Origin of the sequence: Calothrix rhizosoleniae SC01 (assembly GCF_900185595.1) — a bacterium.
Classification (GTDB): domain Bacteria; phylum Cyanobacteriota; class Cyanobacteriia; order Cyanobacteriales; family Nostocaceae; genus Calothrix_A; species Calothrix_A rhizosoleniae.
This window is the reverse complement of the sequence record NZ_FYBH01000114.1, coordinates 15441-27800: the sequence shown is the minus strand read 5'-3', so window position 1 is coordinate 27800 and position 12360 is coordinate 15441. Positions and strand designations below refer to the sequence as shown.

At 41.2% G+C, this 12360-nt stretch carries 12 protein-coding genes; 3 read left to right on the top strand and 9 right to left on the bottom strand.

Annotated features, from left to right (window positions below; all coding sequences use genetic code 11):
* Positions 1 to 70: 70 nt before the first annotated feature.
* Complete coding sequence (locus tag CALSC_RS06400; RefSeq protein ID WP_088240555.1) at positions 71 to 1693, bottom strand: DUF6930 domain-containing protein; 1623 nt, start codon at positions 1691 to 1693, stop codon at positions 71 to 73.
* A 304-nt stretch (positions 1694 to 1997) separates the two neighbouring features.
* On the opposite strand from CALSC_RS06400, the gene CALSC_RS06395 reads away from it, so the two are divergent.
* The 3 genes from CALSC_RS06395 to CALSC_RS06385 all read left to right on the top strand — a co-directional run bounded on the left by CALSC_RS06395 (position 1998) and on the right by CALSC_RS06385 (position 3193).
* Positions 1998 to 2354 (top strand): iron-sulfur cluster assembly accessory protein, encoded by a 357-nt coding sequence (locus CALSC_RS06395; RefSeq protein ID WP_088240554.1) that lies wholly within the window; start codon positions 1998 to 2000, stop codon positions 2352 to 2354.
* Between the two features lie 88 nt (positions 2355 to 2442).
* A complete protein-coding gene (locus tag CALSC_RS06390; protein ID WP_088240553.1) occupies positions 2443 to 2868 on the top strand; it encodes a tetratricopeptide repeat protein in 426 nt (141 codons plus the stop codon).
* Between the two features lie 79 nt (positions 2869 to 2947).
* The gene (locus CALSC_RS06385) at positions 2948 to 3193 is read left to right on the top strand and encodes a hypothetical protein (protein ID WP_088240552.1); all 246 of its coding nucleotides are present in this window, start codon (positions 2948 to 2950) and stop codon (positions 3191 to 3193) included.
* Positions 3194 to 3224: 31 nt separating this feature from the next.
* Here CALSC_RS06385 and CALSC_RS06380 read toward each other — a convergent pair whose 3' ends face one another.
* The 8 genes from CALSC_RS06380 to ycf46 all read right to left on the bottom strand — a co-directional run bounded on the left by CALSC_RS06380 (position 3225) and on the right by ycf46 (position 12347).
* The gene (locus tag CALSC_RS06380) at positions 3225 to 3443 is read right to left on the bottom strand and encodes a hypothetical protein (protein WP_088240551.1); all 219 of its coding nucleotides are present in this window, start codon (positions 3441 to 3443) and stop codon (positions 3225 to 3227) included.
* 272 nt (positions 3444 to 3715) lie between these two features.
* Positions 3716 to 4156, bottom strand: a complete 441-nt coding sequence (locus CALSC_RS06375; RefSeq protein ID WP_088240550.1) for a hypothetical protein — start codon at positions 4154 to 4156, stop codon at positions 3716 to 3718.
* 113 nt (positions 4157 to 4269) lie between these two features.
* Positions 4270 to 5883, bottom strand: coding sequence for an NAD(P)H-quinone oxidoreductase subunit 4 (locus CALSC_RS06370; protein ID WP_088240549.1), 1614 nt, complete (start codon positions 5881 to 5883; stop codon positions 4270 to 4272).
* 542 nt (positions 5884 to 6425) lie between these two features.
* Positions 6426 to 7325, bottom strand: a complete 900-nt coding sequence (prmC, locus tag CALSC_RS06365) for a peptide chain release factor N(5)-glutamine methyltransferase (RefSeq protein ID WP_088240548.1) — start codon at positions 7323 to 7325, stop codon at positions 6426 to 6428.
* A gap of 227 nt (positions 7326 to 7552) precedes the next feature.
* Positions 7553 to 8623 (bottom strand): iron-containing redox enzyme family protein, encoded by a 1071-nt coding sequence (locus CALSC_RS06360; RefSeq protein ID WP_088240547.1) that lies wholly within the window; start codon positions 8621 to 8623, stop codon positions 7553 to 7555.
* 152 nt (positions 8624 to 8775) lie between these two features.
* Positions 8776 to 9696 carry a homoserine kinase gene (gene thrB / locus CALSC_RS06355; RefSeq protein WP_088240546.1) on the bottom strand — a complete coding sequence of 307 codons (921 nt, stop codon included), beginning with the start codon at positions 9694 to 9696 and terminating at the stop codon, positions 8776 to 8778.
* A gap of 649 nt (positions 9697 to 10345) precedes the next feature.
* Complete coding sequence (locus CALSC_RS06350) at positions 10346 to 10696, bottom strand: DUF1257 domain-containing protein (protein ID WP_088240545.1); 351 nt, start codon at positions 10694 to 10696, stop codon at positions 10346 to 10348.
* A 139-nt stretch (positions 10697 to 10835) separates the two neighbouring features.
* Positions 10836 to 12347, bottom strand: a complete 1512-nt coding sequence (gene ycf46 / locus CALSC_RS06345) for a stress-responsive protein Ycf46 (RefSeq protein WP_088240544.1) — start codon at positions 12345 to 12347, stop codon at positions 10836 to 10838.
* Positions 12348 to 12360 lie beyond the last annotated feature (13 nt).

Sequence of the window (12360 nt, the reverse complement as noted above, 5' to 3'; positions counted from 1 at the left end):
CGACTGCATCAAGAAAGGAATTATTACTTATTTCTTATTACTTGCGCGAAGCGCTATAACTGTTTTCAACCTAAACTTCCGGCATGAGGTGAAGAGTACCTAAATTTAAATCTTCTGGAGATAGGGATGGCACTTCAAATAGAGCCATCATATCCCGTAATTGGGGATTACCACGGGAAGCACCTGTTAATCCTCTAGCAAGAATCAAACCGCAGTAGCCTTGAGTCTTTTGACAGCGTTGATTCCATTTTTGGCGGGCTTCTGCATGTATTGGATCTGCTTGTAAAAATTCACCAAATAAAAATAACTCATTATTGGCAGTTTGCAATAAACCTAAATCGTAAGATTCCCCATCTATGGAGTTAACACCTGGATTAAAGCAAACTGCCTTGAGTCCTCCAGCTTGTTCAATACTTTCAATAATCTTTTTTGCTTTGGGACGGGAGGTTTGAATTAAAATTACAGGCAGCCCATCACCTATTGGTTTAATTTGCTTGACTTTTTGGCACTTTACTCGCTGATGTAGGTACTCCAACATTTCCCAAGAAACCACACCCAAACTGAGAAATGAATCTTCTGGAATTAAATCATCTCGTAAAGAGTTGAATATGGGGAAGTTGGAAATGTCTAATTCGTCATCAGCAGCTAAATCTGCCATTGTTTCCAATTCCCCGGCTAATTTAGGCATGGTAGCCAGGGAGATATTGACTGATTTTACCGATTCATTACCGTGAGGTAAAGAAATACGATAACGACGACTGATCTCGGGAAAGGCATTGCCGCTTAATTGAGTGCGTTTATCCCGGAAAAACCGTTGTAATGCCTCCAGTGCCACTGCGACTACTAATGCTTCTTCTTCATACAATACAGAACGTAATCCTTCTAAAGGATGGATATTACCAAAAGTTGGTTCGATGGCTGATAAAGGTAAACTGGCTAAATCTGCCAATTCCTGATTGTCCTCTGCAATTGTCTCAAAGGTTAAGAACAGGCAATCTTGTTTAAGAAAAGCTTCTTCCAAATCTGCTTGAGATTCCTCACTCCTTAAGACTGTGGTGCGAAATTGCTTCAGGGACTCTTGGGAACGATATAATAAAATCCCATACTCCATACCCAACATTCCCATGATGGAAACATAGAGGGTGCCCACATCCCACTTATTAATTTCCAGGGATATGATTTGCTGTTCTTCCAGAAATTCCCAAGGTGCTGCTTGCCAAATAGCAAAAGCTTTCTCCCTGAGGGTTTGAGCATACTCTGGTGGTAAATCAGGAATTTGATTATCGAGAACTTCGGTAAATCCCCGAAATAGTTGATCAATTAAAGGTAATTCCGGAGCATACTCAATATTTATATTTAAATCTTGCAATACCCCCCGCAAGTAAAATTGAATTTCTCTGTCTTTGACAACTATTCTTTGGGGACGAGCTGGTTTAGCTGGGCTATGGGGATTTTCCATTGCCTTCATTAATGTACGGACAATAGCTTCTGGGCCAGTATCTTTTGAGACTACATCCATGCCTCGGACAATACCTTGAGAACCATCAACCCAAAGAATACATTCACCTTTTGCCTCCGAGTCATAATGGGTAGATGGTGATGATGACAATGGACGGCGATCGCCCTCCCATATAGAAGGAATTTGATTTAATTTCTTCAGTCTGCGACTGGTAGAGCGATTAAAGGTGGTCATAGAGTAATTTAACTAGAAGCAGCAATAGGGACGGTAATCGATCGAATCACGATGAGTTTTAGATCCAAAACCTGACTGGTGTTTACTAAAAGCATAAAGCAGCAAAAATACCGAATCTTTGAAAACACCGAGTTTCTCAATTTTAGAATAAAAATCTCTGGGTGCTATGAAATAAGTATTGATAAATTGATAATTTCTAGCTGGAATGTCGCTAGAATAAATACAAAAACTATTGAGCTATTAATCCTCAATATATTCAATATTAGGTGATAGTTAGAGACACTACTAGGAGTTAAAATAACAAATGACACAAGCAACTCAGCCCCAACAAAAGGGCATTTTGTTGAGTGAAGCCGCATTGCAACAGGTAAAACTATTACGGGATCAGCAAGGCTCAGACCTGTGCCTCAGGGTAGGAGTCCGTCAAGGTGGCTGTTCTGGGATGTCCTACATGATGGATTTTGAACAAATCAGTCAGATTTCCCCTGAAGATGAAGTCTTTGATTATGATGGCTTTAAAATTGTTTGCGATCGTAAGAGTCTTTTATATCTCTATGGTTTGATGCTGGATTATAGTAATGCCATGATTGGTGGTGGTTTCCAGTTTACCAACCCCAATGCCAGTCAAACTTGTGGTTGCGGTAAGTCCTTTGGAGTGTAATATTGTCTGTTGTTTGTCCTTCGTCCTTTGTAGCCAACTACTGACCTAGGACAAATTATAAATGGCTCATGACAATTACCCATGACTAATGACTGAAACTGTTGAATCCCTATTTGATAAGGGTTTAGAAAGATATAAGGCTGGAGAAGCCGCATCTGAATTGATTCCTGTATTTAAGGAAGTTTGCGATCGCGCTCCCAAAAGTAGTGCCGCTTGGACTTGTTTGGCATGGTTATATTTATTGGAAAATAAATATAACCTGGCTTACAAAGCAGCCCTAAAGGCTACAAAGCTCAATCCTCAAGACCCCCAAGCTAGGGTTAACCTCGCCATTGCTATGCTAGAAACCAAGCAAAAAGGCTTACGACAACATGTAGAACTTGCCCAACAGTTAATATTTGTTAACTCGGAATGGGAAGAGGAAATTAAAAAAAGTATAGAGGATGGGTTCAGCAGAAAGCCTGATTGGCAGAGTTTAACCAAAGTCAAAAAATGGATTTTTGAAGAATCATAACTAGGGATCGGTAACTGGTAATTATTTTTACCTGTTACCATCCTTAAATTTTGGTGCAAGTGGAACAAATCAAGAATTAATGAAAGAAAAAATTATCAACTGGCTTAACCTGGTTTTAGTTGCAGATGTGTTTCTAGTTATTTTCGGGTTTGCCTGGTTAGCGATCGCAGCAATAGGTAAAACCATAGGAGTACCTCTAGGCTTGGATTTATGGCATACTCTGTGGCAACCCCTATTTAACCCTGCCATTGGTATTCTCATGGGTGGTGCCATTCTCAGTGGTCTAATTAGCTGGGTTGGGCGCAAATTTTCCAGTGATCAGTGAACCAAATTCAGAAAATTGCTGCGAATGATTTCTAATTCTCGATTAAATCGCAATAAATTATCCCCTCGTAATCGTATACAAGCCACTCACTGCTAAGTTTTTCTAAGATGCGGAAGGTGACAAACCACTCATTTAGCTCATGATCGTAACGAGCCTCGAGTAATTTTATATCTTCTTCTTTGCAGTTATATTCCTTTTGTGCTTTCTCTTTAGCAGCCGCAACCAATTTTTCTTCATAATTATTAGACATATGCCACAATTCCCCCAATAATTGTCATCAAGTCCCAAACAAATAGAAATACCATTGTTATGAGAATGGCTACAATAAACACAATATCGAAATAAGCGGTATTCTAGCAACTAAGTGACAATTTCAGCGCCAAGGGTATCAAATATAGCGCTACGCGCAAGTAAGAAGTAATAAGTAAGAAGTAATAAGTTTACTGCTCATGGGTTTCAGCATTCAAAAATGTCCTAACGTGCTTTAGTAGTGCTATATTTATAAAAAACAAAGGTATTATCTTACTTTTGACAATATTTTTGTAGAAGACTTGTAGCTAATTGCAAACTATTGGGTTGAGTTTGTACCGCATATGCTTCTCTCTCTATATCTTGTCTATGAATATTGGTATAGCGGAGAAAAAGTCGCCGAGCAGCCGGTATGGGTTGAAGTTCTAAGCCTAAAGTCTTGATTCTCCCTTTTCCCGCACACACTTGTGCTGCATGGACAGATTCATGGATTAAAGTTGGAGTCGCAATTTGTAAATCAAAAACTACTGGATTAATCCAAATTTTCTTTTCTTTTATTTTTAATAGACCATAAGCTCCTCGCTTTGGTGGTAGTTCAATTATGACCTCAAACCCATATTTTTCTAATTGATTTTTTAAGTCTAAAAATTGTTGGGGCACACCCTTGATTTGAGAAATTAATAATGAAGAATAAAGAGCCGCAATCTCTAACATATTTGTTAAAAATTTTAGTTTAACAAATAACAAGCACAAGGGGCGATCGCAAAATCGCCCCTGACTGAGAAATTATTAGGTTTTAATCGCACCAACCCTTGGAAGATAAATATTTATTCATCAATATTAACTAAGCTTGCCACCTGAGAGTTAGCTAATTTAGGGGCACTAAAAACACTAGAATAGAGGCTAGAAGAATCTTGGCGGGCAACTACTGGTAAGGCTTGACGAGCATGGGTCGCAACTTCTACTGTCTTCACATCATAAGCCTGGGTTGCTAATTTGGGATAGAAGCCAATGCCAATAATGGGAAGCAATAAACAAGCTGTGATAAATAGTTCCCGGGGTCTCAGGTCGGGAACAATTTTATCAAGATGTAACTCTTCGTTTTGTTGACCGTAGAATACTTCACGGAGCATGGACAATAGGTAAATAGGAGTTAAAATTACACCCACTGCACTCAGCATGACAACCACAACCTTAAAGCTGGAGCTGTAAACATCACTGCTGGTAATACCGAGGAATACCATTAACTCACCCACAAACCCACTCATTCCAGGTAATGCGAGGGAAGCCATTGCACCAGTGGTGAACACAGCGAATGTTTTAGGCATAACCTTTGCCATACCACCCATCTTGTCCATCATTAAGGTGTGGGTACGTTCATAGGTGACACCAGAGAGGAAGAATAAAGCTGCTGCAATTAAACCGTGGGACACCATTTGCAATACTGCACCACTGATACCCAATTCTGTATAAGAACCAATACCTACTAATACAAATCCCATGTGAGCGATGGAAGAATAAGCCAAGCGCCGTTTGAGATTAGTTTGAGCAAAGGCACAACAAGCGCCATAAACTATATTAACTACACCTAAAATTATTAATACAGGAGCAAAATAAACGTGAGCGTCAGGTAACATTTCCATGTTGAAGCGGATTAGAGCATAGCCACCCATCTTCAATAACACACCAGCTAGAATCATGGAACCAGGAGCAGAAGCTTCACCGTGGGCATCAGGTAACCAAGTGTGAAGAGGGAAAATTGGCAGCTTGACACCAAAGGCGATTAAGAAACCGGCATAAGCTAACAGCTCTAAAGCTTGGGGATACTGCTTCATTCCCAGAGCCATCATATCGAAGGTGACCGTATCTCCAGAGAATGCTATGGCAAAACCTGCAACTAAGATAAAGATAGAAGCAGCAGCAGTGTAGAGAATGAACTTAGTCGCAGCATAACGGCGTTTTGGTCCACCCCAGATAGAAATTAGCAGGTATACGGGAACCAACTCAATTTCCCACATCAGGAAGAATAATAGTAAATCCTGAGCCATGAATACACCAAGCTGGGCGCTATACATTGCCAGCATTAATGCATAAAATAAACGCGGCTTGTTGGTAACTTTCCAAGCCGCGAATATTGCTAGGGTGTTAATTAAACCTGTAAGCAGTACCAAGGGCATGGATAAGCCGTCAACCGCTACAGACCAATTCATGCCAATTTGAGGTACCCAAGCATATTTTTCCATTAACTGGAAACTTGAGTTGTGGAAATCGTAACTATGCCAAAAGGTGTAAACCATTAAAGCAAAGTCTGTTAGTGCTACCCCTAGGCCATACCAACGAATGGTTTTACCATCCTTATCTGGTACGAGGGGAACGGCTAAAGCAGCCACTAAGGGGAAAAGAATTATGGCTGTTAGCCAAGGAAAATCGAAAGAGTTCATGATTGAAAATTATTTTGAATTTTCATCTTTTATTACATTATATTAAGCAATAATTAGTTTTGTAAACGTAATTTATCCCTAAATTTAGACATAATCACCATAAACAAGAATAAATACTTATTAATTTTGGCGATAATCTATCTTATTGATAAAGTTTTATTAAGTCAACCAAGTCCTTACTTTAGCCTAACTTAACTTATATTTACATAATTTGAATTTCGAGATATGGCTATAGCCAGCCAAATTAGGACGCAAAGTACAATGATTCATATCCGAATGGCACTCTTGTTCAACGTAAACCCCTAATATTACTAGCTTTGGGGTGTAGAGTGTGGGGTATGGGGTGTAGGAAATAAAGAAGAAGAGAATTTTTTTTAAGCACTAAAATTGAATATCTATCAACACTACACCCTACCCCCCCCAATACCCTGCCCTGACTAGGTTTTGTCTTAACTTCGTGCCATTCGACTCATATCCCAACTTTTACGCCGAATAAGACTTGAGTTGATAGTTTACTACTTTTAATTACGCTTAATCCTACATCATCTTTTACAAGCCAGGACAACGTCTGCAACACCTGCTAAATCAGAAAATATCTGAACTTCCTCATAACTCCCCTGATTTTCCAACATTTCCCTCACTGCTGGTGCTTGTCCGGCCAACATCTCTACTAACCAGACTCCTCCAAGACAAAGATAGTCTGGTGCGATCTCCACCAATTCCCTGATAAAATTTAATCCATCCTCACCCCCGTCATAGGCTAGGTTCGGTTCGTGTAACCTCATTTCTGGTTGGAGCTCTGGTATCGTTTTACTGGGCATATAGGGGGGATTGGCTACCATCCCGCTTAACTGACCTTTTAAATCCCCTAGAGGATCGAACCAATTACCTTGATAAAATCTAATTCTGTTTCTTAAGCCTTCTTTGGCAGCATTCTTTTCGGCAATTTTCAAGGCTTTGGGGCTATAATCTACAGCATGAATTGTCCCCGATGGGAAAGCTTCGGCTAAACCAAGGGCAATTGCCCCACTACCAGTACCCAAATCTGCCCAATCTCCCGATATAAACTCGCTTTTAGACTTCACAGAAGCGATCGCCAAATCTATCAAGCACTTTGTCTGTGGTCGAGGAATCAGCACATCAGGAGAAACAATCAAGGAAAAATTACGCCAATGGGTTACACCCGTCAGGTACTGGACCGGCATTCTACCATCGAGCCTTTGTCGCCATAGCCTCTTGAGTTTGGCAAAATCAATATAAAGCTGAATTTCAGCTTTATCCTTAAATAACTCCAGGCGGAGACTCAATTCGTCCAGACCAGTGAATTCATCTAGTAACTGGTCTATCGCTGCTGGTTCTACACCTGCCCTGTTCGCCTGTCCTATTGCCTCTCGTCGCCACAAAGCCAGTTGGGCTCCGTCAATAATATATCGTGCAGTCATTCTTACCTGTGGTTATAACTAGCCTAATTAACTGCCTGATGATAAGTTTAGCCCTTCGGATACGCCACTTGCTTCGACGTGGGTTACCCACGCAACGCAGTGAACTTACCCGGTAAGGGCTTATCCTGTCGGCACAGTCTCAGAGGGAATTTACCGGATATGCTGAGTACACTAAGCTAGACTAGCTAGCAAAAAATCTGTAACTCGTCATATTTCGTGCAATGTCCTTAACCATTGGATTTGGTACCGAGCTCGGCTTCGCCTACTGAGCGTGCTACGGATGCACTGGCACGAGAGCTAATTAGCCGCTGCTGGTCGTACCCAAGCAGTAGCTCCCAGGCATTAGCAGGGTACTGGTCCACAAGGGGCAGAGCCACATTATTTAACATCCAGCGTCCGTGCAGTTCATCGACCTTAATGTGCAAATTCCAGTAAGCCATTGCATCCGGAGAAAGTCTCAACCTAACACCAGCAGCTTGGTAGTTGCTAAAACCTGCTGGCACAGAAGTCTCGGAGTAGAGCAATCCACCGATGTAACGTAGGAAATAGCGCTTGCGTTCGCTAACTATGAAGCCATAGTTGATAGATGCTAAGGATTCCCAAGGCACTAAATCCAAATATGCCTCTGGCTTAAGATTCATATCTAGTTCGGCAAGCATAGTTGCAAAATAGGAAGAGTGCTTACGAGCAAGACGACCACCGCCATACTCTTCCAGCAGTAACTGCGTCAGCACTGAATGCACCTCATTAGCTACACCTCCCAAAGTTCTGGACATCTGGCTGGCTTCGACTAAACCATCCACAGAGGCGATGGCCACCAGTTGGCGATACCCCGCTTCCGTCATCTGCTCTCGAAAAAACTTGCCATCAGCAGAAATTGGAGGAGCTACATCCGCTGCTGTCCGAGTGATTAACCCCTGCCGGACATACTCTGCTTGCAACGCCACCACATCGATTTGTGCTAGTTCCCATTCCTCCCAAACAGCCTCAATCCTCTGTAGTATCTTCTGCAAGTAAAGCGAGTGCTCGTTGGTGTAGTGCTGCAAATCATCGTACCAAAAGAACTTCAAGCGATTTATGCGATAAAGCACCCGCTGCAAAAAAAAATGTGCTGCATCATCACCGTATTGGTAAGCAGCCAATATAGCGGAGGAGATCGCCTCTTCAAAGTCCCTAACCATATCTGGATCTACAGCTACTTTCTTGTCTAGCTCTTCTATTTCCAGGATTCTGATGAATTGTTGCTCGACTTGATCGTAGTTGACTGTTGTTAGTGGATTTGCTTGTGTTCTCTTCATGTAAATGCCATACAACTGTAGCAAACGTAGTTATTTTACCGAAAATCAATTCCCTTAATTGTCTAATTAACCTGAGTTCGGGATAAGGAAAGGGGCGGGTAGTAAGCTGAGAATAAAGAGGAATGATGATTTACTTATCTTCCCCTCATCCCCTAATGAAAAATGATCTTTGCCCCTTGATTATCTATAGATAGCGATCGCACAGAGGCTTTAATTCCTTTTTGCTGCCAAGCTGTTGCCATTGCTGCCACCACATCTGTAGAATGGGCTTGATCTGTTAAAGCTAATAGGGTAGGGCCAGCGCCACTAATTACCATGCCATAGGCTCCTGCTTTTGTAGCGGCAGAGTTGACAGCATCGTAACCATTAATTAATTGTTGGCGATAGGGTTGGTGTAACTTATCTTGTAAAGCGGATGTTAACCAATCACCCCTACCAGTTGCCAATCCCCGTAATAATAAACCCAAATGTGCTGTATTGAAAATTGCGTCTGCACGACTGACTTGTGTGGGTAAAACTCGCCGTGCTTCTTCTGTAGATAGTTCAAAGTCAGGAATAGCAACTACAGGTATGATATCCCCATGCCAAGGAATATCACAAATTTCCCAACCAGCTTTACTAGTAGCTGCAAGACGACATCCACCAAGGAGAGCTGGTACTACATTATCAGGATGTCCTTCCATTGCGATCGCTAATTCCATTAACTGGGACTGACTTAATGGTTCCCCAGCTAATTGATTTGCACCCACCAAACCACCAACAATGGCTGTCGCCGAACTACCCAAACCTCTAGCTAAGGGAACCCCAAGTTTGATTTCTATATTTACTGATGGTGGTGTTTGCTCTATATATTGATATAGTTTGACAAAAGCTTGATATACCAGATTGCTACTATCGGTTTTCAGCCCTGGAGCTTCTATACCAGTAACAGTAATACTAAATTCTCCGCGATCGAGACGAGTAAACTTGAATTCATTACTCAGAGTTAGAGCAGCACCAATACAATCAAAACCAGGCCCCAAGTTAGCTGTTGTGGCGGGGATAGAAAGATTTACACAAGAAACAACGGACATATGCGAATATTCACTAATCAATCAACCAGCATCCCATGTAATTGATTGATTTACTCAAAATCTTGGAATTCACCAGTAAATTCAGAAATAAGTGCTTAGAACTTTTTTGGTTACTGTAACAACTTTATACGGATAATTTATTACTATTTTGCAATAATTATTTAATTTACTCAATTTAATTGATTTTTTTATAACGAAAATGTTACTAAAAAAAGAAAAATTGGAGTAAACTGTAGTCAAATATACAGTTTGCAGAACGAAGAATTAAGGTTTTTTTGGTTGACTTTTTATACCAATTTATAGCATGATGGGTGAATATAAAATGGGGATGTTTTGCATAAAAAAGTAAGTTGAGGAACAGAACCCAACATTATCAATCATTTTTCGGGTTTCATTTTAAGGAAAAATATAATAATAAATTCAAGATGCTGCCAAAAATTTCAGCCACTCGAAAATTTCCATAGGAGATGCGCTCAAAGATTATTTCATTGTAGGTTTTACTTCTCCAACCCTAGTAATTTCAATCCGAACTCGCATAATTTACATATATAAAAAGGGACTAGATTATTTCTAGTCCTGAGAAAAAACCGGGCTAACTACTATGTGAATAGTTAAACCCGTGCTGTTTTGGGAACGCGCAACAGAAATATTATTGCAATACCAATTTCACGTTGGCATTTTGTAAGCCACGCTGCTTCACTTCATTTAAAGTCTTGTTAACAGCGTACTTCTGATTAATGGAGTTAATTAACTCGGTTTGGTTATGCTTCTTAGCAACACCCCAAAGATCCGCAATCAGGTCAAAAGAACCATCACTGTTGCGAGACCAACCTAAGTCATATTCGCCTTCTAAAACAGCAACGATGTCGGCACGAACGCGTTGACCATTGTAACCACGGACATCTGCATCAGTCTTCACAGAAATACCAAGGTCGCGCAAGGAAGAAGTTAGGATTTCAGATTCAGTGATTTTGGTACGCAGAGTGCTAAAATGTGACATTTGGGTTTCCTCCTAAAGAAGAAGATTGAGAAAAAGGACAACGTTTTTTGGGTAACACCACGCCAATTCAACGCGGTATTTTTGAGAATTGCTAGCTATAATAGCTAACCTTTCCCTCTGTGGTAGCAGAGGAAAGCTTTTAGAACTCCATGCGCTGATACTCAGCGACAGAGGCTGCGGCGGGTCTTGCCCGTTGTCTTGCCCAGTCTCTTAAGGCTGTTACCTGTTCTTGCATCGTTCGAGACAGTGGCAATGTAGCTTTAATCGCAGCAATAATATCTAATTGGGTGAACTCTCGATCTTGGGCAAAAGCTTCGTACATTGCCGCAATAATCGCCTGTTCAATTTCTGCACCAGAGAAGCCGTCGGACATTTTTGATAGTTGTTCCAAGTCAAACCGGTCAATATTTTCCCGACGCTGACTCAAGTGAATAGTGAAAATGTCTTGCCGTTCTTCAGGAGTGGGCAGATCCACAAAGAAAATTTCATCAAAGCGACCCTTCCTTAAAAATTCCCCTGGCAAACGTTCAACTCGGTTTGCAGTTGCCATCACGAATACTGGGGATTTTTTCTCCTGCATCCAGGTAAGGAAAGAGCCAAATATTCGACTGGAAGTACCGCCATCAGAATCGCCGGAACCAGCACTACCAGCAAAAGATTTATCTAATTCGTCTATAAATAGGATGGCTGGAGATATGGATTCGGCTGTTTTTAAGGCGTTACGTAGATTCGCTTCACTACGCCCCACCATAGAACCATCATATACTCGCCCCATATCTAAACGTAATATTGGTAAACCCCACAATCGGGAAGTTGTTTTTGCTATCAGAGATTTACCACACCCAGGGACTCCTAAAATTAGCATACCTTTTGGCTGGGGCAATCCATATTCCCTAGCTCTTTCTGTAAAAGCATTGGAGCGTTGCTTTAACCAGTTTTTCAGTTCTTCTAAGCCCCCAACAGCATCAATGGTTGCATCTTCTTCGATGTACTCTAATATGCCATTGCGGCGGATTAATTGTTTTTTCTCCGATAAGACTATATCTACCTCATCTTCCGTCAATCTTCCAGAAGTTACCTGTGCCTTACGGTAGACTTTTTCCGCTTCATCTTTTGTTAAACCTAAAGCTGCCCTGAGAAGCCTTTCTCGCGCATCTGTTTCCAACTTGCGTCCACGGTTACTATGAAGATGATTAGTTAAAACTTTATTTAATTCTCCCATATCTGGTAAAGGAAAATCTAGAACCACTACTTCCTTTTCCAGCTCTATGGGAACTTGCTGCATGGGCGACATTAATATAATATTCTTTTGCGTATTCTTGAAGCCTGCGATCGCATCACGCAAAGACCTTGTGGTCGCCGGAGCATCAATAAATGGATGCAAATCTTTGAGAATAAATATACCTGGTTCCCTTTGTCGGATAATCCACTCAATCGCCGCTTCTGGGGAAACAGTATTATGCTGAGTGACATTCCGGGGTTGACCATACTCTACGATGCCATGAGTAACCGTCCAGACATAGACTCTTCTTTGTGGTTTCGATGCTTGGGCAATGTTAGAAATTGCCTGCTCAGCCCGCTCTTCCTCCGAGGTTACAAGGTAGATTAAAGGGTATTGAGCTTGAATGAGAATGTTGAGCTCTTCTTTCATACATCAACCTACT